Origin of the sequence: Kitasatospora sp. NPDC059599, assembly GCF_042735125.1 — a bacterium.
Classification (GTDB): domain Bacteria; phylum Actinomycetota; class Actinomycetes; order Streptomycetales; family Streptomycetaceae; genus Kitasatospora.
Genome location: NZ_JBHWCL010000070.1, coordinates 1 through 25,693, shown reverse-complemented (window position 1 = coordinate 25,693; position 25,693 = coordinate 1). Strand labels below are relative to the sequence as shown.

Annotated in this window: 21 protein-coding genes; 17 read left to right on the top strand and 4 right to left on the bottom strand. The window is 71.9% G+C overall.

Annotated features, from left to right (window positions below):
• Window positions 1-20: 20 nt before the first annotated feature.
• The 6 genes from ruvB to ACFV04_RS23700 all read left to right on the top strand — a co-directional run bounded on the left by ruvB (window position 21) and on the right by ACFV04_RS23700 (window position 8,024).
• Window positions 21-1,106, top strand: coding sequence for a Holliday junction branch migration DNA helicase RuvB (gene ruvB / locus ACFV04_RS23725; RefSeq protein WP_380531953.1), 1,086 nt, complete (start codon window positions 21-23; stop codon window positions 1,104-1,106).
• A gap of 260 nt (window positions 1,107-1,366) precedes the next feature.
• On the top strand, window positions 1,367-1,774 hold the full coding sequence (gene yajC / locus ACFV04_RS23720; RefSeq protein WP_380338370.1) for a preprotein translocase subunit YajC: 408 nt from the start codon (window positions 1,367-1,369) through the stop codon (window positions 1,772-1,774).
• Between the two features lie 147 nt (window positions 1,775-1,921).
• Window positions 1,922-3,739, top strand: coding sequence for a protein translocase subunit SecD (gene secD, locus ACFV04_RS23715; protein ID WP_380531930.1), 1,818 nt, complete (start codon window positions 1,922-1,924; stop codon window positions 3,737-3,739).
• Window positions 3,740-3,743: 4 nt separating this feature from the next.
• Complete coding sequence (secF, locus tag ACFV04_RS23710) at window positions 3,744-4,832, top strand: protein translocase subunit SecF (RefSeq protein WP_380338376.1); 1,089 nt, start codon at window positions 3,744-3,746, stop codon at window positions 4,830-4,832.
• A 32-nt stretch (window positions 4,833-4,864) separates the two neighbouring features.
• Window positions 4,865-5,416 carry an adenine phosphoribosyltransferase gene (locus ACFV04_RS23705; protein ID WP_380531927.1) on the top strand — a complete coding sequence of 184 codons (552 nt, stop codon included), beginning with the start codon at window positions 4,865-4,867 and terminating at the stop codon, window positions 5,414-5,416.
• 178 nt (window positions 5,417-5,594) lie between these two features.
• Window positions 5,595-8,024: a RelA/SpoT family protein gene (locus tag ACFV04_RS23700; protein ID WP_380338382.1), complete on the top strand. Its 2,430-nt coding sequence runs from the start codon at window positions 5,595-5,597 to the stop codon at window positions 8,022-8,024.
• A 116-nt stretch (window positions 8,025-8,140) separates the two neighbouring features.
• Here the strand turns inward: ACFV04_RS23700 and ACFV04_RS23695 are convergent, their stop codons facing one another.
• Together ACFV04_RS23695 and ACFV04_RS23690 are read right to left on the bottom strand one after the other, a co-directional pair.
• A complete protein-coding gene (locus tag ACFV04_RS23695) occupies window positions 8,141-9,370 on the bottom strand; it encodes a DUF349 domain-containing protein (protein ID WP_360266322.1) in 1,230 nt (409 codons plus the stop codon).
• Between the two features lie 264 nt (window positions 9,371-9,634).
• Window positions 9,635-10,474 carry a peptidylprolyl isomerase gene (locus ACFV04_RS23690; RefSeq protein WP_380338387.1) on the bottom strand — a complete coding sequence of 280 codons (840 nt, stop codon included), beginning with the start codon at window positions 10,472-10,474 and terminating at the stop codon, window positions 9,635-9,637.
• Window positions 10,475-10,724: 250 nt separating this feature from the next.
• Between ACFV04_RS23690 and ACFV04_RS23685 the strand changes: the two genes are divergently transcribed.
• From ACFV04_RS23685 to rpsD, 7 genes are all read left to right on the top strand, one after another.
• Window positions 10,725-11,432 carry an MBL fold metallo-hydrolase gene (locus ACFV04_RS23685; protein WP_360266327.1) on the top strand — a complete coding sequence of 236 codons (708 nt, stop codon included), beginning with the start codon at window positions 10,725-10,727 and terminating at the stop codon, window positions 11,430-11,432.
• Window positions 11,433-11,443: 11 nt separating this feature from the next.
• Window positions 11,444-12,706: a histidine--tRNA ligase gene (gene hisS, locus ACFV04_RS23680; RefSeq protein ID WP_380531923.1), complete on the top strand. Its 1,263-nt coding sequence runs from the start codon at window positions 11,444-11,446 to the stop codon at window positions 12,704-12,706.
• Window positions 12,703-14,493, top strand: coding sequence for an aspartate--tRNA ligase (gene aspS, locus ACFV04_RS23675; RefSeq protein ID WP_380531920.1), 1,791 nt, complete (start codon window positions 12,703-12,705; stop codon window positions 14,491-14,493). Before hisS ends, aspS begins: the two co-directional genes overlap by 4 nt.
• Window positions 14,494-14,589: 96 nt before the next feature.
• Entirely contained in the window at window positions 14,590-15,096 is a 507-nt protein-coding gene (locus ACFV04_RS23670; RefSeq protein ID WP_360266334.1) for an N-acetyltransferase, read from the top strand.
• A gap of 113 nt (window positions 15,097-15,209) precedes the next feature.
• The gene (gene ppk2, locus ACFV04_RS23665) at window positions 15,210-16,031 is read left to right on the top strand and encodes a polyphosphate kinase 2 (RefSeq protein WP_380531917.1); all 822 of its coding nucleotides are present in this window, start codon (window positions 15,210-15,212) and stop codon (window positions 16,029-16,031) included.
• A gap of 89 nt (window positions 16,032-16,120) precedes the next feature.
• A complete protein-coding gene (locus ACFV04_RS23660; protein ID WP_380531914.1) occupies window positions 16,121-17,578 on the top strand; it encodes an AAA family ATPase in 1,458 nt (485 codons plus the stop codon).
• A 311-nt stretch (window positions 17,579-17,889) separates the two neighbouring features.
• Window positions 17,890-18,504, top strand: a complete 615-nt coding sequence (rpsD, locus tag ACFV04_RS23655; RefSeq protein ID WP_063346792.1) for a 30S ribosomal protein S4 — start codon at window positions 17,890-17,892, stop codon at window positions 18,502-18,504.
• Between the two features lie 95 nt (window positions 18,505-18,599).
• On the opposite strand, the gene ACFV04_RS23650 is transcribed toward rpsD, so the two are convergent.
• A complete protein-coding gene (locus ACFV04_RS23650) occupies window positions 18,600-18,926 on the bottom strand; it encodes a tetratricopeptide repeat protein (RefSeq protein WP_380338406.1) in 327 nt (108 codons plus the stop codon).
• Window positions 18,927-19,016: 90 nt separating this feature from the next.
• On the bottom strand, window positions 19,017-21,245 hold the full coding sequence (locus ACFV04_RS23645) for an ATP-binding protein (RefSeq protein ID WP_380531910.1): 2,229 nt from the start codon (window positions 21,243-21,245) through the stop codon (window positions 19,017-19,019).
• A 220-nt stretch (window positions 21,246-21,465) separates the two neighbouring features.
• Between ACFV04_RS23645 and ACFV04_RS23640 the strand changes: the two genes are divergently transcribed.
• The 4 genes from ACFV04_RS23640 to ruvX are packed head-to-tail and all read left to right on the top strand — an operon-like array spanning window position 21,466 to window position 25,571.
• Window positions 21,466-21,945 (top strand): DUF948 domain-containing protein, encoded by a 480-nt coding sequence (locus ACFV04_RS23640; protein ID WP_360266349.1) that lies wholly within the window; start codon window positions 21,466-21,468, stop codon window positions 21,943-21,945.
• 4 nt (window positions 21,946-21,949) lie between these two features.
• A complete protein-coding gene (locus ACFV04_RS23635; protein ID WP_380338413.1) occupies window positions 21,950-22,423 on the top strand; it encodes a DUF6167 family protein in 474 nt (157 codons plus the stop codon).
• Window positions 22,423-25,092, top strand: coding sequence for an alanine--tRNA ligase (gene alaS, locus ACFV04_RS23630; protein ID WP_380531905.1), 2,670 nt, complete (start codon window positions 22,423-22,425; stop codon window positions 25,090-25,092). Before ACFV04_RS23635 ends, alaS begins: the two co-directional genes overlap by 1 nt.
• Window positions 25,092-25,571: a Holliday junction resolvase RuvX gene (gene ruvX / locus ACFV04_RS23625; RefSeq protein WP_360266355.1), complete on the top strand. Its 480-nt coding sequence runs from the start codon at window positions 25,092-25,094 to the stop codon at window positions 25,569-25,571. The genes alaS and ruvX overlap by 1 nt, the downstream gene beginning before the upstream one ends.
• Window positions 25,572-25,693: the final 122 nt, after the last annotated feature.

Here is a 25,693-nt window from a genome sequence, read left to right as displayed (position 1 = left end):
AGACCCTGGAGCACGCCACGATGTACGACTCGGAACCCGCCGACCGGCTGGTCACGGCTGCCGCCGACGGTGAGGACCAGGCGGTGGAGGCGGCGCTGCGCCCCAAGCTGCTGGACGAGTTCATCGGCCAGGAGCGGGTGCGCGAGCAGCTGTCCCTGGTGCTCCAGGCCGCCCGCAAGCGCGGCGCCGCGCCCGACCACGTCCTGCTGAGCGGGCCGCCCGGGCTGGGCAAGACCACCCTCTCCATGATCATCGCGGCCGAGCTGGGCGCCCCGATCCGGATCACCTCCGGCCCGGCGATCCAGCACGCGGGTGACCTCGCGGCGATCCTGTCCTCGCTCACCGAGGGGGAGGTGCTCTTCCTCGACGAGATCCACCGGATGTCCCGGCCCGCCGAGGAGATGCTGTACATGGCGATGGAGGACTTCCGGGTCGACGTGATCGTCGGCAAGGGTCCGGGCGCCACCGCCATCCCGCTGGAGCTGCCGCCCTTCACGCTCGTCGGCGCCACCACCCGGGCCGGCCTGCTGCCGCCGCCGCTGCGCGACCGCTTCGGCTTCACCGGGCACATGGAGTTCTACGCCCCGGCCGAGCTCCAGCGGGTGGTGCACCGCTCGGCCGCGCTGCTGGACGTCGAGATAGACCCGGCCGGCGCGGCCGAGATCGCCGGGCGCTCGCGCGGCACGCCCCGCATCGCCAACCGGCTGCTGCGCCGGGTCCGCGACTACGCGCAGGTCCGGCACGACGGGGTGGTCACCGCCGGGATCGCCGCCCAGGCGCTGGCCGTCTACGAGGTGGACGCCCGCGGCCTGGACCGGCTGGACCGCGCGGTGCTGGACGCGCTGCTGCGGCTGTTCGGCGGCGGACCGGTCGGTTTGTCGACACTCGCGGTCGCCGTGGGGGAGGAGGCCGAGACGGTCGAGGAGGTGGCGGAGCCCTTCCTGGTCCGCGAGGGCCTGCTCGCCCGGACCCCGCGCGGGCGGATCGCCACCGCCGCGGCCTGGCAGCACCTCGGCCTGACCCCGTCGGTGCAGACCCCGCCGGTCCAGACCTCCCGGGGCGGTGTGCCGCCCCAGCCGGAGCTCTTCCCGGCCGACGAAAGTTGACCGCCATCGGCTGAACGGGTGAGTCGCGGTGGTGCGTTCCCGCCCGGTGCGGCCACCGCACCGCAAGGAGGAGCCGGGAACGAAGCCCGGGGAAACTGTGCAGGCGGAGGGTCGCCACTTTCGGCGGCAGGATGCGATGCTTGGCGTTGTCCGATCAGTTCGGGGTTGCATAGACTCCGCCGGACCGCCCCTCTCACCTGACGGGCCGACCCATACCACACAGGCCGCCGGCCGGCGGCCCGTAAAGGACCCTGGCTGCAGTGAACCTCATCATCCTTCTCCTCCCGATCATCGCGATCGTGCTCATGTTCCGGTCGCAGAAGAAGCGCCAGCAGCAGCAGCAGAGCATGCAGACCGCGCTGGAGCCCGGGGCGGGAGTGCGCACCATCGGCGGTCTGTACGCCCAGGTGAAGGCGGTCAACGACGAGACCGTCGAGCTGGAGATCGCGCCCGGCGTGGTCACCCACTTCACCAAGAGCGCGATCGCGGCCGTCCTGGACCCCCAGGAGTACGACGCGATCATCAACGGCCGCCCCGCCGACGACGAGTTCCCCGAGCCGGAGGCCGAGGACGCCGACGCCGAGCCGGTCGAGGACAAGCCGCTGTCGCTCACCAAGGACGGCGCCGAGAAGGGCGACGTCGAGGGCGGGGCTCCCGCGAGCAAGTAGTACGGCCGGGCAACCCGCACGGCCGCGCGGCACAGTGCCGCGAGCCCACAGGACCTCAGGGCCGCAGAACCTCCCCACCCCCGTTCAGCCACCAGCCGGACGGGGGTCCGGTCGGGGATGTGGCATGGACAGGGAGAAACGAGCAAGGTGGCAACACCCAAGTCGCGCCCGCGCGACGGCTACCCAGGGCGGGCGCTGGCCCTCATCCTGGTCGTCACCGTCGGACTGGTCGCCCTCATGTTCGGGACGGGCAACACCAAGCCCCGGCTCGGTATCGACCTCGCCGGTGGCACCAGCATCACGCTGACCGCGAAGTCGTCCGACCCCAAGGCGGTCAGCAAGTCCAACATGGACATCGCCACCGGGATCATCGAGCGCCGCGTCAACGGCATGGGTGTCTCCGAGGCGGAGGTCCAGACCCAGGGCGACAACACGATCATCGTGAACATCCCCAAGGGCGGCAACCAGCAGAACGCGGCGGACCAGGTCGGTACCACCGCCAAGCTGTTCTTCCGCCCGGTCCTGGCCGTGGCCCCGAGCGGTGTCACCGCCCCGGCGCCCACCGGCAGCCCGTCCGCCGGTGCCACCGGTACCCCGTCCGCCGGTGCGACCCCGTCCACCGCCGCGACCGGCACGCCGTCCGCGAGCGCGAGCGCCACCAAGCAGGGCCGCACCGTCGGTGAGGCACTGGCAGCCGGCTCCTCCCCGTCCGCGGCCGCCACCGGCGCGAGCGCGGCCCCGTCCGCCGCCGCGACCGGCAGCGCCGCCCCGGCCGCCACCGGCACCCCGAGCGCCCCGGCCACTCCGCCGAGCGCCGCCGACCTGAGCGCCGCGATGACCCAGGGCACCGTGCCGCCGGAGCTGTCCGCGGCGTTCGCCGCCCTCGACTGCTCCAAGCCCGAGGTCCGCTCCGCCCAGACCGGCGCCGAGGACAAGGCCGTCGTCGCCTGCTCCCAGAAGGCCGAGAACGGCTACTACGAGAAGCTGGCGCTCGGCCCCGCGGCCGTGAAGGGCGCGGACGTCTCCAAGGCCCAGGCGAGCATCGACACCCAGACCGGTGCCGGCTGGCAGGTCCAGCTGCAGTTCAACGGCACCGGTACTGACGCCTTCGCCAAGGTCACCGGCCAGCTGGCCACCCAGACCCCGCCGAACAACCAGTTCGCCATCGTCCTGGACAACCAGGTCGTCTCGCACCCGCAGGTCAACGGCCCGATCCCGGGTGGCAGCGCGGTCATCACCGGCCGGTTCACCCAGGCCGAGGCGCAGGACCTGTCCAACGTGCTCAGCTACGGCGCCCTGCCGCTGGAGTTCACCAAGAGCGACATCACCACCGTCTCCCCGGCGCTCGGCAGCGACCAGCTCAAGGCCGGCCTCGTCGCCGGCCTGATCGGCATGCTGCTCGTCGTCGCCTACTCGCTGATCTACTACCGCGGCCTGGGCCTGGTCTCGATCGCCGGTCTGATCGTCTCGGCGATCATGACCTACTCGATCATGAGCCTGCTCGGCGGCGGGATCGGCTTCGCGCTGAACCTGCCCGCGGTCTGCGGTGCGATCGTCGCGATCGGCATCACCGCCGACTCCTTCATCGTGTACTTCGAGCGCATCCGCGACGAGGTCCGCGAGGGCGCCCCGCTGCGCCCGGCGGTCCAGCGGGCCTGGCCGCGCGCCCGGCGCACGATCCTGGTCTCGGACTTCGTGTCCTTCCTCTGCGCCGCCGTGCTCTACGTGGTCTCGGTCGGCAAGGTCCAGGGCTTCGCGTTCACCCTGGGTCTGACCACCGCGCTCGACGTCGTGGTGATCTTCCTGTTCACCAAGCCGCTGATCACGCTGCTGGCCCGCCGCAAGTTCTTCCTCGACGGCCACCCGTGGTCCGGCCTGGACCCGAAGCGGCTGGGCGCCCGCCCGCCGCTGCGCAGTAGCCGTCGCCGTAGCTCCTCCTCCTCTGCCGCCGTGAAGGAGGCCTGACACCGTGTCGCGCTTCTCCAATCTGGGCCACCGGCTCTACCAGGGCGAAATCAGCTTCGACTTCGTCGGGCGCCGCAAGCTCTGGTACTCCATCTCCGGCGTGATCGTGCTGGTCGCGGCGATCGGTCTGGCCATGGGCCTGCACCTGGGCATCGAGTTCAAGGGCGGCTCGGTCTACACCGTGTCCAAGCCCGGCCTGACCGTCTCGCAGGCGCAGGAGAAGGCCGACCAGGTCGTCTCCTCGCACCCGCTGGTGCAGTCGACCGACAACGGCAAGATCCGCATCCAGGTCAGCACCGAGGAGCCGAAGAGCTCGGACGAGGTGCGCGCGCAGCTCGCCGAGAAGGTCGGCGTTCCGCTGGACACCGTCGAGGCGCAGGTGATCGGCCCCAGCTGGGGCAAGCAGATCTCCAACAAGGCGCTCACCGGTCTGATCATCTTCATGATCCTGGTGACGGTCTACCTCGCGATCGCCTTCGAGTGGCGGATGGCGGTGGCCGCCCTGGTCGCCCTCATCCACGACCTCCTGATCACCATCGGGGTCTACGCCCTGGTGGGCTTCGAGGTCACCCCCGGTACGGTGATCGGCTTCCTGACGATCCTCGGGTACTCGCTCTACGACACGGTCGTCGTCTTCGACACCGTGAAGGAGAACACCAAGGGGCTCGCCAAGCAGAACAAGCTCACCTACAGCGACGCGGCCAACGCGGGCCTCAACCAGACCCTGGTGCGCTCGCTCAACACCACCGTGGTGGCGCTGCTGCCGGTCGCCGCGCTGCTGTTCATCGGTGGCGGCCTCCTGGGCGCCGGCACGCTGAACGACATCTCGCTCGCGCTGTTCATCGGCCTCGCGGCCGGTGCCTACTCCTCGATCTGCGTCGCCACCCCGCTGCTGGCGCAGCTCAAGGAGGAGCAGCCGGAGATGAAGGCGCTGCGCAAGCGTGTCCTGCAGCACCGGGCCGCGGCCGCCAAGGCCGGGGACGAGGGGCCCGCGGACGACGTCGCCGAGGAGGGCCAGCCCGCGGGCATGGTCGGTCAGCGCGGCAGCGCGGCCGGCTCCCGTGCCAAGGGCCGTCCGTCCACCAAGCGCTGAACCGAACCACGAACCCCGAGGACGACACCACCGTGACCACCGCCGACACCCCCCTGGCCGAGCTGCTGAACAGCCGGATCCGGGACGTCCCGGACTACCCGAAGCCGGGCGTGCTGTTCAAGGACATCGCGCCGCTGCTCGCCGACGCCGAGGCCTTCGGCGCCCTCACCCGGGCGCTCGCGGACCGTGCGAAGGAGCTCGGGGCGACCAAGGTGGTGGGCCTGGAGGCGCGCGGCTTCGTGCTGGCGGCCCCGGCGGCCGTCGAGGCCGGGCTCGGCTTCGTGCCGATCCGCAAGCAGGGCAAGCTGCCCGGCGAGGTGTTCCGGCGCTCGTACGAGCTGGAGTACGGCTCGGCGACGCTGGAGGTCCAGTGCGACGCCTTCGCACCCGGTGAGCGGGTGCTGGTGGTGGACGACGTGCTGGCCACCGGTGGGACCATCGGTGCCTCACTGGACCTCGTGAAGGAGGCCGGCGCCGAACTGGTGGGCGTCGTGGTGCTCATGGAGCTGGGTTTCCTGGACGGCCGCGCGCGGCTGGCCGGGCACCTGGCCGGCGCTCCGCTGGAGACGCTGGTCACGGTCTGAGGGACGTGTGCGAAGGGGCGGCGGCCGGAGCGATCCGACCGCCGCCCCTCCGTTTCCTGGCCCGGCCGGATGAACACCGGGGCGCCCGGCTCGGTACCATGAAGATTCATCCCCTCCCGGTTGTGTCCGCTCGTGCGGGCCCCGGCAGGGGTCGGCCCGGTGCCCCGAGGAGTTGTCCTTGCCCGACGAGGTTGTGCCCACGGCCGCAGCGGCCGCCCCCGAAGACCGTCCCACGCCCTCGGGGGCCACCCCGGCACGCCCGGCTCCGACCTCCCCGCGTTCGCCCGCCCCGTCCGGCCGCGGTTCCACCGGCGGCATGCGCGCCCGCCTGGCCCGCCTCGGCGGCCAGCGTTCCAGCGTGCTCAACCCCGTTCTGGAACCGCTGTTCCGTTCGATCCGGGCGAACGACCCCAAGGCCGACCCGGCGCTGCTGCGCGAGATCGAGAAGGCGTACGCGGTCGCCGAGAGGTGGCACCGCGGTCAGAAGCGCAAGAGCGGCGACCCGTACATCACCCACCCGCTGGCCGTCGCGACGATCCTCGCCGAGCTCGGGATGGACGCGCCGACGCTGATGGCCGGGCTGCTGCACGACACCGTCGAGGACACCGACTACGGCCTGGAGACCCTGCGCAAGGACTTCGGCGACTCGGTGGCCCTGCTGGTGGACGGCGTCACCAAGCTGGACCGGGTCAAGTTCGGCGAGGCCGCGCAGGCCGAGACCGTGCGCAAGATGGTCGTCGCGATGGCCAAGGACCCGCGGGTCCTGGTGATCAAGCTGGCCGACCGCCTGCACAACATGCGCACCATGCGCTACCTCAAGCGGGAGAAGCAGGAGAAGAAGGCCCGCGAGACGCTGGAGATCTACGCCCCGCTGGCGCACCGGCTGGGCATGAACACCATCAAGTGGGAGCTGGAGGACCTCGCCTTCGCGATCCTCTACCCCAAGATGTACGACGAGATCGTCCGGCTGGTCGCCGAGCGCGCCCCCAAGCGGGACGAGTACCTGGCGACGGTCATCGACCAGGTCCAGGCGGACCTGCGCGGCGCCCGGATCACCGCCTCCGTCACCGGCCGGCCGAAGCACTACTACTCGGTCTACCAGAAGATGATCGTCCGGGGCCGGGACTTCGCCGAGATCTACGACCTGGTGGGCATCCGGGTCCTGGTCGACACCGTCCGCGACTGCTACGCGGCGCTGGGCACCATCCACGCGCGGTGGAACCCGGTGCCGGGGCGGTTCAAGGACTACATCGCGATGCCCAAGTTCAACATGTACCAGTCGCTGCACACGACGGTGATCGGTCCCGGGGGCAAGCCCGTCGAGCTCCAGATCCGCACCTTCGACATGCACCGGCGGGCCGAGTACGGCATCGCCGCGCACTGGAAGTACAAGCAGCGCGCGGTCGCCGGGGCCTCCAAGGTGCGGACCGACACCCCGACCCAGGTCCGCAAGGACGACAAGGCCGGCGCCGTCAACGAGATGGCCTGGCTGCGGCAGCTGCTGGACTGGCAGAAGGAGACCGCCGACCCGGGAGAGTTCCTGGAGTCGCTGCGCTTCGACCTGGCCAGCAACGAGGTCTTCGTCTTCACCCCCAAGGGCGACGTGATAGCCCTGCCGGCGGGCGCGACCCCGGTCGACTTCGCCTTCGCGGTGCACACCGAGGTCGGTTACCGGACGATAGGCGCCCGGGTGAACGGGCGGCTGGTGCCGCTGGAGTCGACCCTGGAGAACGGCGACACCGTCGAGGTGTTCACCTCCAAGGCGGAGAACGCCGGCCCCTCCCGGGACTGGCTGGGCTTCGTCAAGTCGCCGCGCGCCCGCAACAAGATCCGCGCCTGGTTCTCCAAGGAGCGCCGTGAGGAGGCGATCGAGCACGGCAAGGAGGCGATCGTCCGGGCGATGCGCAAGCAGGGCCTGCCGATCCAGCGGATCCTGACCGGCGACTCGCTGGTCACCCTGGCCCACGAGATGCGCTACCCCGACATCTCCTCGCTCTACGCCGCGATCGGCGAGGGGCACGTCGCCGCGCAGAACATCGTCCAGAAGCTGGTCCAGGCGCTCGGCGGCGAGGAGGGCGCGACCGAGGACCTGGCGGAGACCGCCACCCCGACGCACGACAACCGCCGGGCGGCGCGCCGCAGGGCCAAGGGCGACCCGGGCGTGATCGTCAAGGGCGTCGAGGACGTCTGGGTCAAGCTCTCCCGCTGCTGCACCCCGGTGCCCGGCGACCCGATCGTCGGCTTCGTGACCCGCGGCAACGGCGTGTCGGTGCACCGCGCCGACTGCGTCAACGTGGAGTCGCTGAGCCAGCAGCCGGAGCGCATGATCGACGTCGAGTGGGCGGCCACCCAGTCCTCGGTCTTCCTGGTGGCCATCCAGGTCGAGGCGCTGGACCGCTCCCGCCTGCTCTCGGACGTCACCCGGGTGCTCTCCGACCAGCACGTCAACATCCTGTCGGCGGCGGTGCAGACCTCACGCGACCGGGTGGCGATGAGCCGCTTCACCTTCGAGATGGGCGACCCGAAGCACCTCGGCCACGTGCTCAAGGCGGTGCGCGGTGTCGAGGGCGTGTACGACGTCTACCGCGTCACCTCCGCCCGGAAGTGACGGCGGTGTCGAAGTGACGGCGGTGTCGCGCCGGACGTGACGGGAACGGCATGACGAAGGCCCCCGGGGAAGCTCCCCGGGGGCCTTCGTCGTCCGGCCGGTCCGTTCGGCGGTGATCAGCCGCTGAACTCCTCCTGGCTCTTGTGCGCCTGCTCCAGCAGCGTCTGCACACCGGCCAGCTCGGACTCAAGCTTGGCGACCTTGGAGGCGTTGCCGGCGGCGCGGGCCCTGTCCAGGTCGGCCTGGATCTTGTCGGCCTTGGCCTGGAAGAGGCCGACCATGCCGGCCGCGCGGGCCTTGGCCTCCGGGTTGGAGCGCTTCCACTCGCTGTCCTCGGCCTCGCGGATGGCCCGCTCGACCGCGTTCAGCCGGCCGTCCAGCTTCGGACGGACCTCGCGCGGCACGTGCCCGATCGCCTCCCAGCGCTCGTTGACCTCGCGCAGCGCGGCCTTGGCGGCCTTCAGGTCGGTGATCGGCAGGATCGCCTCGGCCTCGGTGGCCAGCGCCTCCTTGAGCTTCTGGTTCTCCACCTGCTCGGCGTCCCGCTCGCTGAACACCGCGGAGCGGGCCTGGAAGAAGACGTCCTGCGCGCCGCGGAACCGGGCCCACAGCTCGTCCTCGATGTCGCGCTGGGCACGGCCGGCGCCCTTCCAGCGCGCCATCAGGTCGCGGTAGGCGGCCGCGGTGCTGCCCCAGTCCGTGGACGAGGACAGGGCCTCGGCCTCGGCGACCAGGGCCTCCTTGGTCTGCCGCGCGGTCTCGCGCTCGGCGTCCAGGGTGGCGAAGTGCGCCTTGCGGTGCTTGGAGAAGACCGAGCGGGCGTGCGAGAAGCGGTGCCACAGCTCGTCGTCGCTCTTGCGGTCCAGGCGGGGCAGGCCCTTCCAGGTGTCCACCAGGGCGCGCAGCCGGTCCCCGGCCTCCCGCCACTGGGTCGACTCGGCGAGCTGCTCGGCCTCGGCGACCAGGGCCTCCTTGGCCGCGCGGGCCTCGTCCTGCGCCTTGGCGCGGGCGGCCTTGCGCTCCTCGCGCCGGGTCTCGATCTCGCCGGCGAGCGTGTCCAGCCGCTTGGCCAGGGACTCCAGGTCGCCGACCGCGTGCCCCTCGACCACCTGCGCGCGCAGGTGCTCCAGTGCGGTCTGGGCGTCCTTGGCGGCCAGGTCGGTGGTGCGCACCCGCTTCTCCAGCAGGCCGATCTCCACCTCGATGCCCTGGTACTTGCGCTCGAAGTAGGCGAGGGCCTCCTCGGGCGAGCCGGCCTGCCAGGAACCCACGACGCGTTCGCCGTCGGCCGTCCTGACGTAGACCGTGCCCTGCTCGTCCACACGGCCCCACGGGTCGCTGCTCATAGCGCGTCCTCCACATGACGTCGCGCCCGCGCCGGGGCGGCGCGCGACCGTCGTCCACAGTTGATGTGCGGCGGACCGATGAGTCCGCCGTCCCCGTCCGCCGTGCCTTGCTGCCGAGGGTGGCGGCTAGGCGGGTCCGGGCACCCTATACAACGCCAACATAGGCGACCAGGCCCGGTGCTGTCCGCATCCGGGCCGGGCGATTTCGGGCCGGGGCCGGGCGGCGGCGGTGCGGACACCGCGCGCCGACCGTCCCGGGATTGCTCAACCCTTCGACACTGTAAGGGCGTTGAGCGTCACGTCCGCCATCGGGTGGCCGTCCGTGCCGCCCTCCAGGGTGCCGGCGGCGGCGATCTTCTGCACCACGTCCAGGCCGCCGGTGATCTTCCCGAAGGGGGTGTACTTCGGCGGCAGCGGGGTGTCCTTGTAGACCAGGAAGAACTGGCTGCCGTTGGTGCCCGGGCCGGAGTTGGCCATCGCCACCGTGCCCGCCGGGTACGTCGCGCCGGTCAGGTTCTCGTCCGCGAACTTGTAGCCGGGGTCGCCCGCACCGCCCGGGACCGTCGCGCTGGCGGTCGGGTCGCCGCACTGCAGCACGAAGATGTTGCTGGTGGTGAGGCGGTGGCACTTGGTGTGGTCGAAGTACTTCTCACCGGCCAGGAACGAGAAGGAGTTCACCGTGTGCGGGGCCTTGGCCGCGTCCAGCGCGATCGTGACCTTGCCGCAGTTGGTGTCCATCGTCATGGTGTACGAGCCGGCCGCGTCGACCGACATGGCCGGCTCGGCCTGCCACTTCTTGCCGTTGGGGGCGCCCGGCGCGGGGTCGGTGCAGCCCTCGACCGGCTTGCGGGTCGGGGCGGTCGGCTCGGCCGCCTGGGTCGGCGCGGCCTGCGCGCCGTTCGCGGCGCTCTTGCCCTTGTCATCCGAGTTGAACGCGCCGGTGGCGAAGAGCGTCCCGCCTCCGGCCAGGACAACGACGGCAAGCGACGCGCCCATGATCGTGTTGCGGCGCTTGCGGGCGGCCGCCATCTCGACCCGGCGCTCCATCTGGCGCTCGTACTTCTCGCGGGCGAGCTGCCGCCGCCGCTGTTCGCTACTGACCACCGGCCGTGTCTCCTACGGATGTGCGGGAAAAGTGGATGGATTCCGGAGCGGATCATCGCATCCCTCGGCGGCCAAGTGTAGGGACCGGGCCCGTAAGGACGCGGTGAACCTGTCAGACGGCCCGTCCCGCCAGCCCTATCTGGTTCGCAACCGGAGCCGGACCGCCGGTAGGCTGCCCCTGAGTAACCAATAGGCAGCATCACTACTGGTGGTTCTCGCTCACCGACCGCCGCACACCCGAAGGACGCGCGTGTTCATCGCCGGATTCCCCGCTGGAGCCTGGGGCACCAACTGCTACCTGGTCGCTCCGGCGGCGGGCGAGGAGTGCGTCATCGTCGACCCCGGCCACCAGGCGGCCCGCGGCGTCGAGGACATGGTCCGCGAGCACGGGCTCAAGCCCGTCGCCGTGCTGCTCACGCACGGCCACATCGACCACGTGGCCTCGGTGGTCCCGGTCTGCGGCGCCCGCGGCGTCCCGGCCTGGATCCACCCCGAGGACCGGTACATGATGTCCGACCCGGAGAAGGCGCTCGGCCGCTCCCTGGGCACCCAGTTGATGGGCGAGCTCACCGTCGGCGAGCCCGACGACGTGCGCGAGCTCACCGACGGCAGCGTGCTGGAGCTGGCCGGCCTGCAGCTCACCGTGGACCACGCCCCGGGCCATACCGGGGGGTCGGTGACCTTCCGGACGCCCGGTGCCGAGGACCTCCCCCCGGTGCTGTTCTCGGGCGACCTGCTGTTCGCCGGCTCCATCGGGCGTACCGACCTCCCGGGCGGGGACAGCGAGGCGATCATGACGTCGCTGGCCCGGGTGTGCCTGCCCCTCGACGATTCCACCGTGGTCCTCTCCGGCCACGGCGGTCAGACCACCATCGGCCGCGAGCGCGCCACCAACCCCTACCTCCGACAGGCAGCGGGGGCGGCCGGCGCCCCGGCTTTCCCGCGACGAGGAATGTGACGGAAGAGAAGTTGAGCACCTTCACCGCCCCCAAGGGCACCTACGACCTGCTGCCCCCCAGCTCCGCGACCTTCCTGGCGATCCGCGAGCGCATCGCCGCGCCCGCCCGCCGGGCCGGTTACGGCTACGTCGAGACCCCGGTCTTCGAGGACGTGAAGCTGTTCTCCCGCGGCGTCGGCGAGTCCACCGACATCGTCACCAAGGAGATGTACACCCTCACCACCAAGGGCGGCGACGAACTCGCGCTGCGCCCGGAGGGCACCGCGTCGGTGCTGCGTGCCGCGCTCCAGGCCAACCTGCACAAGCAGGGCAACCTGCCGGTCAAGCTCTGGTACTCCGGCTCGTACTACCGCTACGAGCGCGCCCAGAAGGGCCGCTACCGCCAGTTCTCCCAGGTCGGCGCCGAGGCGATCGGCGCCGAGGACCCGGCACTGGACGCCGAGCTGATCATCCTGGCCGACGACGCCTTCCGCTCGCTGGGCCTCGCCGACTACTCGCTGCTGCTCAACAGCCTCGGCGACAAGCAGTGCCGCCCGGTCTACCGCGCCGCGCTGATCGAGTTCCTCTCCGGCCTGGACCTGGACGAGGACACCCGCCGCCGCGCCGGGATCAACCCGCTGCGCGTCCTGGACGACAAGCGCGAGTCGGTGCAGGAGCAGCTGGTCGGCGCCCCGATGCTGCGCGACTACCTGTGCGAGGACTGCAAGGCGTACGACGAGAAGGTCCGCGAGCTGCTCACCGCGGCCGGCGTGGCCTTCGTGGACGACCCGAAGCTGGTCCGCGGCCTGGACTACTACACCCGCACCACCTTCGAGTTCGTGCACAACGGCCTCGGCGCGCAGTCCGCGATCGGTGGCGGCGGCCGCTACGACGGCCTCTCCGAGATGATCGGCGGCCCGGCGCTGCCGTCCGTCGGCTGGGCCCTCGGCGTGGACCGCACCTACCTCGCACTGGAGGCCGAGGGCGTCACCCTCGACCTGCCGGCCGCCACTGCCGTGTACGCGGTCGCGCTCGGCGAGGAGGCCAAGAACGTCCTGTTCGCCAAGGTGGTCGAGCTGCGCCGGGCCGGCGTGGCCACCGACCTCGCCTTCGGCGTCAAGAGCATCAAGAACGCCATGAAGTCCGCCGACCGGTCCGGCGCCCGCTTCGCCCTGATCGCCGGGGACCGGGACCTCGCCGAGGGCGTCGTCCAGCTCAAGGACCTGAGCACCGGCGAGCAGACCCCCGTCGCCCTCGACGCACTCGTCATCACCCTGAAGGAGAAGCAGCTGTGATCCGCACGCACGACGCGGGCACGCTCCGCCCGGAGCACGCAGACACCACCGTCACCCTGGCCGGCTGGGTCGCCCGCCGCCGCGACCACGGCGGCGTGGCCTTCATCGATCTGCGCGACGCCTCCGGCACCGTGCAGATCGTGGTCCGCGACCTGGACTCGGTGCACGGCCTGCGCGCCGAGTACTGCGTCAAGGTCGTCGGCGACGTCCGCGTCCGCCCCGAGGGCAACGAGAACCCCGACATCCCGACCGGCGCCGTCGAGGTCGTCGTCAGCGCGATCGAGGTCCTCTCCGAGGCCGCCCCGCTGCCCTTCCCGGTCGCCGAGTACGAGCCGGGCACGGTGAACGAGGAGGTCCGGCTGCGCTACCGCTACCTGGACCTGCGCCGTGAGGGCCCGGCCAAGGGCCTGCGGCTGCGCTCCAAGGTCAGCAACATCATCCGCCGGGTGATGGAGGAGAACGACTTCCTCGACATCGAGACGCCGTACCTCACCCGCTCCACCCCCGAGGGCGCCCGCGACTTCCTCGTCCCGGTCCGCCTGCAGCCCGGCCACTGGTACGCGCTGCCGCAGTCGCCCCAGCTGTTCAAGCAGCTGCTGATGGTGGCCGGCATGGAGCGCTACTACCAGATCGCCCGCTGCTTCCGCGACGAGGACTTCCGCGCCGACCGGCAGCCGGAGTTCACCCAGCTGGACATCGAGGCCTCCTTCGTCGACCAGGAGGACATCCTGGCCCTCGGCGAGAAGATCATCGGTGCGATCTGGCGCGAGGTGCACGGCTACGAGGTCCCCAACCCGCTGCCGCGGATGACCTACGCGGACGCCATGGGCCGCTACGGCTCCGACAAGCCGGACGTCCGCTTCGGCCAGGAACTCACCGACCTCACCGAGTACTTCAAGGGCACCGAGTTCCGCGTCTTCCAGGCCCCGTACGTCGGCGCCGTGGTCATGCCCGGCGGTGCCTCGCAGCCGCGCAAGCAGCTGGACGCCTGGCAGGACTGGGCCAAGGCGCGCGGCGCCAAGGGCCTGGCCTACGTGCTCATCGACGCCGAGACCGGCGAGCTGCGCGGCCCGGTCGCCAAGAACCTGTCCGCGGAGCACCTGGCCGGCCTGGCCGCCGCCGCGGGCGCCAAGAACGGCGACGCGGTCTTCTTCGCGGCCGGCAAGGAGCGCGCCTCGCAGGAGCTGCTCGGCGCCGCCCGTCTGGAGATCGGCCGCCGCTGCGAGCTGATCGACGAGTCCAAGTGGGCCTTCCTCTGGGTCGTCGACTTCCCGATGTTCGAGCCGATCGAGGACGACAAGGGCGCCTTCCAGGGCTGGCACGCGGTGCACCACCCGTTCACCGCCCCGACCGGCGAGTCGCTGGACACCTTCGACACCGACCCCGGTGCGGCGCTGTCCAACGCGTACGACCTGGTCCTCAACGGCTCGGAGCTGGGCGGCGGTTCGATCCGTATCCACCAGCGCGACGTGCAGAAGCGGGCGTTCGACGCGATCGGCCTCTCCGAGGAGGAGGCGGCCTCGCAGTTCGGCTTCCTGCTGGACGCGTTCAACTACGGCCCGCCGCCGCACGGTGGTGTCGCCTTCGGTCTGGACCGGATCGTCACCCTGCTCGGCGGGTACGACACCATCCGCGACGTCATCGCCTTCCCGAAGACGTCCACCGGTGGTGACCCGCTGACCGGCGCCCCGACCCCGATCACCCCGGCGCAGCGCCGCGAGGCCGGCGTGGACGCCCAGCCCAAGGTCCGCGACGACGCCAAGTCCGAGGCTCAGCCCAAGTCCTGACGGCGCGTCATCCGCTAACCTGCAACGGCCCCGGACGGTCCACCCACCGTCCGGGGCCGGTCCACAACGGTGTGTGACACAGGGAGGGTCGACCCCATGCAGGTCACAACGAGAATCGAATGTCCGCAGGACGCCCCGGCGACCAGACGCGTCCACATGGCCGCGTTCCCCGGTCCGGACGAGGCCGACCTGGTCGACGCGCTGCGCCGCCATCCCGCCTGGCTGCCCGGGCTGTCGGTGGTCGCCGTGGACGACACCGGGCTGGTGGTCGGCCACGCGCTGCTCACCCGGCTGCAGGTCGGGGACGGCGACGCGGTGGCGCTCGCGCCGGTCGCCGTGGCGCCCGAGTGGCAGCGCAGGGGCGTCGGCGAGCTCGTCGTCCGGGCCGTGCTGTCGGCGGCCGAGGACGCGGGGGAGAAGCTCGTGGTCGTCCTCGGCGATCCGGAGTACTACGCGCGGTTCGGCTTCGCGCCGGCCGGGCGGCACGAGGTCGTCGGCCCCTTCGAGGTGCCGGAGGCCTACTTCCAGGCGCTGCCGCTGACGGCGTACGACGGCGGCCCGCGCGGGCTCTGCCGCTACCCCGAGCCCTTCGTCGCGGTCTAGACCGCCGCACTCCTCCCGCTCCGCCGCCGCCCGGTTCCGTTCCGGCCTGCGAATTCGCCGTGCTGCGCCTACGGTGAGTGTGCATCAGCACGGGTCGGACGGAGGGTCAGAGGGTGGCCGAGGAGCAGTGGACCGCGAAGCCGGAGCGACTGGCGAAGAGGCCGTACGAGCGGGAGCTGCTGCGGCTGCAGCAGGAGCTGGTGAAGCTCCAGGAGTGGGTGCGGGTCGAGGGCGCCCGCGTGGTGGTGGTCTTCGAAGGACGTGACGCCGCGGGCAAGGGCGGGGCGATCAAACGGGTGACGGAGTACCTGCACCCGCGCATCGCCCGGGTCGCGGCGTTGCCCATGCCGACCGAGCGGCAGAAGTCCCAGTGGTACTTCCAGCGGTACGTCGAGCACCTGCCGGCGGCCGGGGAGATCGTGCTGTTCGACCGCAGCTGGTACAACCGCGCCGGGGTGGAGCGGGTGATGGGCTTCTGCAGCGACGAGGAGTACTGGCAGTTCCTGCACCAGTGCCCGACCTTCGAGCGGATGCTGATCGAGGCGGGCATCCTGCTGCGCAAGTACTGGTTCTCGGTGAGCGACACCGAGCAGGAGCGGCGGTTCCGGGCCCGGCTGGGGGACCCGATGAAGCGCTGGAAGCTCTCCCCGATGGACGTCGAGTCGATCACCCGCTGGGAGGACTACTCGCGGGCCAAGGACGAGATGTTCATCCACACCGACGTCCCGGACTCGCCCTGGCACGTGGTGGAGAGCGACGACAAGCGCCGGGCCCGGATCAACATGATCTCCCACCTGCTCTCCACCGTGCCGTACCACGAGATCAAGGCGCCGCAGATCGAGCTGCCGCCGCGGCCGTCCTCGCGCGGCTACCAGCGGCCCCCGCGTGACCTGCAGAAGTACGTCCCGGACCACGCGGCCGGGCTGCTCGGCTAGGCCGGGTCCTCGTCGCCCCGGGCGGCGGGCGGCGGGCGAGGCCGTCCGCCGCGGGACCCGCTGTCCGAGCGCTCGCATAGGCTTCCGGTGTGGACGAACCGGACCTCTTCACCGCCGCCGCCGAGGAACGCCAGGCCAAGGAGCCCGGGCGGGCGCCCCTGGCCGTACGGATGCGACCGCGCACCCTGGACGAGGTCGCCGGGCAGCGGCAGCTGCTGAAGCCCGGTTCGCCGCTGCGGCGACTGGTCGCGGGCTCGCGCGGGCCGGCGGCCACCAGCTCGGTGATCCTCTGGGGGCCTCCCGGCACCGGGAAGACCACCCTGGCGCACGTGATCAGCCAGGCCGTCGAGGGGCGCTTCGTCGAGCTTTCCGCGATCACCGCCGGGGTCAAGGAGGTCCGGGCGGTGATCGACGGCGCCCGGCGGGCGGTCGGGATGTCCGGCCGGGAGACGGTGCTCTTCCTGGACGAGATCCACCGCTTCTCCAAGGCCCAGCAGGACTCGCTGCTGCCCGCCGTGGAGAACCGCTGGGTCACCCTGATCGCGGCGACGACCGAGAACCCGTACTTCTCGGTGATCTCCCCGCTGCTGTCCCGCTCGCTGCTGCTCACCCTGGAGTCGCTGACCGACGAGGACATCCGCGCGCTGCTGCGCCGCGCGGTGGCCGACGAGCGCGGCCTGGAGGGCGCGCTGGAGCTCACCGGGGAGTCCGAGGACCACCTGGTGCGGCTGGCCGGCGGCGACGCCCGGCGGGCGCTCACCACGCTGGAGGCGGCGGCCGGGGCGGCGTTGGAGAAGGGCGAGTCGAGCATCACGCTGGCCACCACGGAGACGGCCGTCAACCAGGCGGCGGTGCGCTACGACAAGGACGGCGACCAGCACTACGACGTGGCGAGCGCGCTGATCAAGTCGATCCGCGGCAGCGACGTGGACGCGACCCTGCACTACCTGGCCCGGATGATCGAGGCCGGCGAGGACCCGCGGTTCATCGCCCGCCGGCTGATGATCTCGGCCAGCGAGGACGTCGGCCTGGCGGACCCGACGGCGCTGCAGACGGCGGTGGCGGCCGCGCAGGCGGTGGCCCTGATCGGCTTCCCGGAGGCGCGGATCATCCTCTCCCAGGCAGCGATCGCGCTGGCCCTGGCCCCCAAGTCCAACGCGGCCTACCTGGCGATCGACGCGGCGCTGGCGGACGTCCGGCAGGGCCTGGCGGGCGCGGTGCCGGCGCACCTGCGGGACGCGCACTACGGCGGTGCGGGCAAGCTCGGCCACGGCAAGGGCTACCAGTACCCGCACGACCTGCCGGAGGGCATCGCCGGCCAGCAGTACGCTCCGGACGCGGTGCACGGCAAGGAGTACTACCAGCCGACGCGGCGCGGCGGCGAGGCCCGCTACGCGGACGTCGTGGACTGGACCCGGGGGCGGCTGCGCGGGGAGCGGCGGAGCGAGAAGAAGCCGGAGCCGAGGCCGGCGTCGAAACCGGACCCGGATCCGGCGCCGACGCCGGAGCGGGCGCCCGAGCGGGAGCCCGGGCAAAAGGGCGAGTGATCGGCGGCTATACTCGATCGGAGTGCCATGTCCCGGGACGGCGGCGGGGGAGACCCCACCGACCGGCCGCACCAGCGGGACACCGGCCGTAGGCCCCTTCCGAGGGGCCCGCAACAGGAGCGTCGCGCACCGTTTCGGTGTCGCGGGTGGCCCGGGGTTCCGGACCGTCCGTGTGACAAGCACTCTCGTGCCCGGCTCCGGAGAGCGGCTGATCCCATCGCGCAGGCGGCGGGGTTTTCTCCGGGTCGCGACGTGCGACCTCCGTCAACACCTGGTGAAAGCCGTATTCGTAAGCAAGGAAGGTTTGGTTCATGGCGAACCAGAAGCGTCCCAAGGTCAAGATCGCGCGTGCGCTCGGCGTGCCGCTGACCCCGAAGTCCGTCAAGTACTTCGAGGCCCGCCCGTACCCGCCCGGCCAGCACGGCCGTGGTCGCAAGCAGAACTCGGACTACAAGGTCCGTCTGCTCGAGAAGCAGCGTCTGCGCGCCCAGTACGACCTGAGCGAGAAGCAGATGGCGCGCGCGTTCGACCGCGCGAAGAAGGCCGAGGGCAAGACCGGTGAGGCGCTCGTCGCCGAGCTGGAGACCCGTCTGGACTCCCTGGTGCTGCGTTCGGGCATTGCCCGCACCATCTACCAGGCCCGCCAGATGGTCGTCCACGGCCACATCGAGGTCAACGGTGGCAAGGTCAACAAGCCGTCGTACCAGATGAAGCCGGGCTTCGTGGTGACCGTCCGCGAGCGCAGCAAGGAGAAGGTCCCGTTCCAGGTCGCCCGTGAGGGTGGCTACGCGGGTGAGGGCCAGACCCCGAAGTACCTCGAGGTCAACCTGAAGGCCCTGGCCTTCCGCCTGGACCGCGCGCCGCAGCGCAAGGAGGTCCCGGTGATCTGTGACGAGCAGCTCGTCGTCGAGTACTACTCGCGCTGACCCGCGAGTGGTTCCGCTCTTCGCGTGACCACCAGCGAGCCCCCGTCGCCTTTCGAGGCGGCGGGGGCTCGCCGTTTTCCGGTTGTGCCCGGTGCTCAGACGCTCTCGCCGGCCATGGCGGCGGCCAGCCGCAGGTGCGGGCGGGCCTCCTCGGTGCGGCCCTGGCGCTCCAGGGTGCGGCCGAGCATCATCCGGGCGTAGTCCTCGGCCGGGTTCGCCTCCAGGATCCGGTGCAACTCGGCCTCGGCGCGGCCGAGTCGGGCGGAGTGGTAGTAGCTGCGGGCGAGCAGCAGCCGGACGGAGAGGTTGGCCGGCTCCTCGGCGAGCACGCCTTCGAGCATGCGGGCGGCATCGGTGTACGCCTTGGAGTCGAAGTAGAACTTCGCCATGCGGTACTCGTCGGCGGCGTTGTGGACGGCCATGGTGCTCCTTCCGGGTGGATCCTTGCCTCCTCAAGCAATGGGCAAGCTTCAGCTATTCCGGCCTGTGAGACGGCCCTTCCAGCCCGTGCCTCAGCCCTTCCGGGCCGGCGAGGGGGCCGGGGCCGGCGGCACCGAGAAGGGCCCCGCGCCCGGCTCCGAACCCTCCGCCGAACCTCCTCCGCCGAGCGCCCGGGAGACGGCCTCCTCCAGGTCCAGCCGGGCGCCGGCCCGGTAGCACTCCTCGTACTCCTGCTCGGCCAGACCGGCCCGGGCCCGCTCGGCGCACTCCTGGTGGGTGCCGAAGAAGTTCCGCGAGCCGAGGAACGGGGTGCCGACCGTGCGCCAGATCCGGTGCGCGGCGCCCTGCAGCACCCGGGCCTCGCGCAGGTCGCCCGGCTCGCCCGGGCCGCTCGGCTCGGTCTCCAGCAGCGCCAGCAGGTCGATCCCCAGCACGATGCCGAGCAGGTCGTGGAACAGGTGGTTCAGCCGGACGCACTCGCGGGCCAGAGCACGGGCCGCCTGGACCGCACCGTCCAGCCAGTGCGAGTACGCCATCGCGTACAGCACGTACGCGTACGCCCACTGCTCGCCGTGCTCCTCGCACAGTTCGCGGGCCTGGCCGAACCAGAGCTCGCCGCTGTCCAGGTCGCCCTGGAAGAGGTAGGCCAGACCCAGCTCCAGCATCGCCATCACCACGTTGCTGTTGAGCTCGCCGATGGTCCGGTAGTGCCAGAGAGCCTCCTCGAAGAGCTCGGCGGCGCGGTTCGGGTCGTCGCCGATCAGGGCGGCGCAGCCCTGGCGGTGGACGGCGTAGGCGAGGGCCCGGTCGTCGCCGGTGTCCAGGGCCTGGCGGCGGCACTCCTCCAGGGCCGGACGGGCGGCGCCCAGGTCCCCCTGCAGCGTGGCCGTGTAGCCGGTCACCCACAGCGCCTTGGCGCGGGCCTCGGTGGGTTCGCGGCCCACGGCGAGCGCGCGGTCCAGCCAGTGCCGCCCCTCGCCGAGGTGGCCGCAGCCGACCCAGTAGAACCAGAGCGTGCCGGCCAGCAGCAGCGCGATCTGCTCCTCGCCGGGCTCGGCGAGGCAGAACTCCAGTGCCGCGCGGAGGTTGGTGTGGGCCAGCTCGGTGCGTTCGGCGGTCTCCGCCTGGCGGGGGCCGAACCACTCGACCTCGCCCCAGGTGGCGACGCCGAGGTACCAGTCCCGGTGGCGGCGGAGCAGCCGCTGCTCCTCGCCGGTGGCGCGCAGCCAGTGGCCGCCGTACTCGCGCAGGGTGTCCAGCAGGCGGAAGCGGACGCCGAAGGCGCTGTCCTCGCGCAGCACCACGGACTTGGCGACGAGTTCGTCGACCAGGTCCAGCACGTCCTCGGGCTCGATGCCCTCGCCGGCGCAGACGTACTCGGCGGCTTCGAGGTCGAAGCTGCCGGCGAAGGCCGAGAGGCGGGCCCAGAGTAAACGTTCCTGCACCGTGCAGAGCTCATGACTCCAGCCGATCGTCGTGCGCAGCGTCTGGTGCCGCGGCAGCGCCGTCCGGGAGCCGCCGGTGAGCAGCCGGAACCGGTCGTCCAGACGGGCGGTGATCTGCTCCACCGACAGCGCGCGCAGCCGTCCGGCCGCCAGCTCCACGGCCAGCGGGATGCCGTCCAGCCGTCGGCAGAGCACGCCGACCGCCTCCGCGTTCGCCTCCGTCACCTCGAAGGACGGCAGGACCGCCCGGGCCCGCTCGGCGAACAGCCGCACCGCGTCCGGCAGCGCGCCGGGCTCCGGGGCACCCGCGGGCACCGGACCGACCGGCAGCGGCGCGAGGGTCAGCAGGTGCTCGCCGTAGGCCCGCAGCGCGGTGCGGCTGGTGGCCAGCAGCCGCAGGCCCGGCAGCGCCCGCAGCAGCGCGTCCGCCAGCTCGGCGCAGGCCTCCACCAGGTGCTCGCACCCGTCCAGCACCAGCAGCAGGCGCCGGTCGGCCAGCTGCTCGGTCAGGACGTCCAGCGGCGGACGGGCGGTGCCGTCGGTCAGCCGCAGGGCCTCCAGGACGGCGTGGCCGAGCAGCAGCGGGTCCTGCACCGGGGCCACGTCCACCAGCCAGGTGCCGTCCGGGAAGACGGCGTCCGCGTGGGCCGCCGCCCGCAGCGCCAGCCGACTCTTGCCCACCCCGCCGGGGCCGGTCACCGTCACCAACCGGGCGGCGGCCAGCAGGTCCGCCACGTCCGCCAGCTCCCGCCGGCGCCCGACGAACCCCGTCACCTCGGCCGGCAGCCGGCCGCACTCCGGCCCGCGCGGCCCCGCCGCGGGCTCCCCGGGCTGTGCTGTCCAGTCGCCGGCCAACCGCTGCTCCCCGTGTTCCAGGCCGGACCGTCGCGGTCCGGACGTGCTCGGGCCGTCCGCGCGACGGCCTGCCTGGCAGAACGAGGTGACCGGCCGGTAGGTTACGCGCGCGGATCGCACACCCGGTCGGATCGCCCGGGGCCGCGACCCGGTCCGGAAACCGGGCGTGGGCGCGATAGGGTTCCGTCTGGAGAACAGCAAGGAGAGGGAGCGCGCAAAGGTGTCCGTGGGAGAGCTGGCCGGATTGCTCGTCGCCGTGTTCTGGGCGGTCCTGGTCACCCTGCTCGCCGTCGTGCTGGTCCGCCTCTCCCGGGTGCTGAAGGAGGCCGCCGTGCTGGTCTCCGCGGTCACCGATCAGGCCGTGCCCCTGCTGACCGACGCGGGCGCCGCGGTGCGCAGCGCCAACGAGCAGTTGGAGCGGGTCGACGAGATCACCGCCAACGTGCAGGACGCCGCCGCCAACGCCAACGCGCTCTCCTCCACCGTGGCCGCCACCCTGGGCGGACCGCTGGTGAAGGTCGCGGCCTTCAGCTACGGCGTCCGCAAGGCCGTCGCCAAGCAGCAGGGCACCCTGCCGTCCGTGCCGCTGCAGACCGGCGAGCGCGAGGAACTGGCCCGGCTGATCCGGGCCGAGGTGCGCGCCGCGACCGCCCCCAGGGGCGGTCTGCTCTCCAGGGTCCGGCGAGCGGTGAGGGGCTGACGGCATGGTGCGACGCATCTTCTGGATGGCGGTCGGCGCCGGCGCCACCGTCTGGGCCATGAACAAGGCCAACGAGGCCGTCCAGCGGCTCACCCCGGACAGCCTCTCCGGCACCGCCGCGCGCGGTGCGCTGCACCTGGGCGACCTGGCCAAGCAGTTCGCGCAGGACGTGAAGGCCGGCATGGCCGAGCGCGAGGAGCAGCTGAAGGACGACCTCGGCCTGCGGGGCACCGCCGTGGCGGAGCCCCGCACCGCGCGCAGAGCCCGCCCGTCTCCCGCCACCGCCCTTCCTGGGAAACGCTCCGCGTTGCCCCTCTCCGGCGAGCCGCAGTACCGAGCTATCTCGGCGGCGCCCGGCAGCCCGGCCGCCGCCCTGCCCCCCGCCCGCAGTGCCCGCACCACCCCCCGGACCACTGAAGAAACGCCCCGCCGCGCCCTGCCGCCGCGGGGCGGCACCCCGAACCGGAAGGACCACTAATGGAGTCGGCTGAGATCCGCCGCCGCTGGCTGCGCTTCTTCGAGGAGCGCGGCCACACCGTCGTTCCGTCGGCGTCCCTGGTCGCCGACGACCCCACCCTGCTGCTCGTCAACGCCGGCATGGTGCCGTTCAAGCCCTACTTCCTGGGCGAGGTCAAGCCGCAGTTCTCGCGCGCCACCAGCGTCCAGAAGTGCGTGCGCACCCTGGACATCGAGGAGGTCGGGAAGACCACCCGGCACGGCTCCTTCTTCCAGATGTGCGGCAACTTCTCCTTCGGCGACTACTTCAAGGAAGGAGCCATCAAGTTCGCGTGGGAGCTGCTCACCAGCCCCGTCGCGGACGGTGGCTACGGCCTGGAGAAGGAGAAGCTCTGGATCACCGTCTACAAGGACGACGACGAGGCCGAGCAGATCTGGCGTGACGTCATCGGCGTCCCGTCCGAGCGCATCCAGCGCCTCGGCATGAAGGACAACTTCTGGTCGATGGGCGTCCCCGGCCCGTGCGGCCCGTGCTCGGAGATCAACTACGACCGCGGCCCCGCGTACGGCGAGGAGGGCGGCCCGGCCGTCAACGGCGAGCGCTACCTGGAGATCTGGAACCTGGTCTTCATGCAGTACGAGCGCGGCCACGGCGACGGGAAGGACGGCTTCGAGATCCTCGGCGACCTGCCGAGCAAGAACATCGACACCGGCCTCGGCCTGGAGCGCCTCGCCGCCATCCTGCAGGACGTCGACAACCTCTTCGAGATCGACACCAGCCGGATGATCCTCGACCGTGCCGCCGAGCTCACCGGCCACACCTACGGCGCCGACCACAAGTCGGACGTCTCGCTGCGCGTGGTCACCGACCACATCCGCACCGCGCTCATGCTGGTCGGCGACGGCGTCACCCCCGGCAACGAGGGCCGCGGCTACGTGCTGCGCCGCATCCTGCGCCGCGCCATCCGCAACATGCGCCTGCTGGGTGCCACCGAGCCGGTGGCCAAGGAGCTCATCGACGTCGCCATCAAGGCGATGGCGCCGCAGTACCCCGAGCTGGAGACCGACCGCAAGCGCATCGAGACGGTCGTCATCGGCGAGGAGGGCGCCTTCCTGCAGACCCTGAAGGCGGGTACCAACCTGCTGGACGCCGCGGTCACCGACACCAAGCAGTCCGGTGGCGTGGTGCTCTCCGGCGAGCAGGCGTTCAAGCTGCACGACACCTACGGCTTCCCGATCGACCTCACCCTGGAGATGGCCGAGGAGCAGGGCCTCCAGGTCGACGAGGCCGGCTTCCGCCGCCTGATGCAGGAGCAGCGGGACCGCGCCAAGGCCGACGCCAAGGCGAAGAAGATGGGCCACGCCGACGTCGCCGCGTACCGCGACGTCGCCGACAAGGCCGGCGCGAGCGTCTTCACCGGCTACGCCCTCACCGAGGGCGAGGCCACCGTGGTCGGCCTGCTGGTGGACGGCGTCCCCTCGCCGGCCGCCTCCGAGGGCGACGAGGTCGAGATCATCCTCGACCGCACCCCGTTCTACGCCGAGGGCGGCGGTCAGCTCGCCGACCACGGCCGGATCCGGCTGGAGTCCGGCGCGGTGGTGGAGATCCGCGACGTGCAGCAGCCCGTCCCGGGCGTCATCGTGCACTCGGGCGGCGTGCTGTTCGGCGAGGTCGTGCTGGGCGCCTCGGCGTACGCCACGATCGACACCGAGCGCCGCCGGTCGATCGCCCGCGCCCACTCGGCGACCCACCTGACCCACCAGGCGCTGCGCGACGCGCTCGGCCCGACGGCCGCCCAGGCCGGCTCCGAGAACGCCCCCGGCCGTTTCCGCTTCGACTTCGGCTCGCCCGCCGCCGTCCCGGGCAGCGTGCTGGTCGACGTCGAGCAGAAGATCAACGACGTGCTGGGTCGTGAACTGGACGTCACCGCCGAGGTCATGACGATGGACCAGGCCCGCAAGGCCGGTGCCATCGCCATGTTCGGCGAGAAGTACGGCGACGAGGTCCGGGTCGTCTCCATCGGCGACTTCTCCAAGGAGCTGTGCGGTGGCACCCACGTCGGCAACACCGCCCAGCTGGGCCTGGTGAAGCTGCTCGGCGAGTCCTCGATCGGCTCCGGCGTGCGCCGCGTGGAGGCGCTGGTCGGCGTCGACGCGTACAAGTTCCTGGCCCGTGAGCACACCGTGGTCTCCCAGCTCACCGAGCTGGTCAAGGGCCGTCCGGAGGAGCTGCCGGAGAAGATCTCGGGCATGCTCGCCAAGCTCAAGGACGCCGAGAAGGAGATCGAGCGCTTCCGCGCCGAGAAGGTGCTGGCCGCCGCCGCCGGCCTGGCCGACTCGGCCGAGGACGTGCACGGCATCGCCGTGGTCGCGGCCCAGGTCGCCGACGGCGTGGGCGCGGACGAGCTGCGCAAGCTGGTCCTGGACGTGCGCGGCCGCCTCGGCGCGCGCCCGGCCGTGGTCGCCGCCTTCACCGTGGCCAACGACCGCCCGCTGACCGTGATCGCCACCAACGAGGACGCCCGCGGCCGCGGCATCAAGGCCGGCGAGCTGGTCCGGACCGCCGCCAAGACCCTCGGCGGCGGCGGTGGCGGCAAGGACGACGTCGCCCAGGGCGGCGGCTCCAACCCGGCCGCGGTCGGCGAGGCCATCGCCGCGGTGCGCGGCCTGGTCGCGGAGCGCGCCAGCTGATGGAGCAGGAGGAGAGGCCCTTCCGGCGTGGGCGGCGGATCGCCGTCGACGTCGGTGACGCCCGGATCGGGGTCGCGTCCTGCGACCCCGACGGGGTGCTCGCCACGCCCGTGGAAACCGTCCCGGCCGGCGTGAAGTCGCAGGCCAGGATCGCCGCCATCGTCGAGGAGTACGACGCGATGGAGGTGATCGTCGGGTTGCCCCGCTCGCTGAGCGGCAAGGAGGGCCCGGCGGCGGAGAAGGTCCGCGGGTACGCGGCGCGGCTGGCCAACCGGCTCTACCCGGTGCCGGTGCGGCTGGTGGACGAGCGGATGTCGACCGTCACGGCGACCCACGGGCTGCGCGCCTCCGGGGTCAAGGCGAAGAAGGGCCGCTCGGTGGTCGACCAGGCCGCCGCCGTGGTGATCCTGCAGACCGCCCTTGAGTCCGAACGGGTGAGCGGACGCCCGCCCGGTGAGAGCGTCGAGGCGGTCGGCTGAGGAGCCTGATCTAACGTCCCGGTTGAGGGGTGGGGGGTGGGGCGGGGGGCCCGGCCCCCCCAAGTTATGTATAGATGAAGTTGCAGAAGGACTGGGGTTGGGTTCGGAAAGTGCAGGGTGCC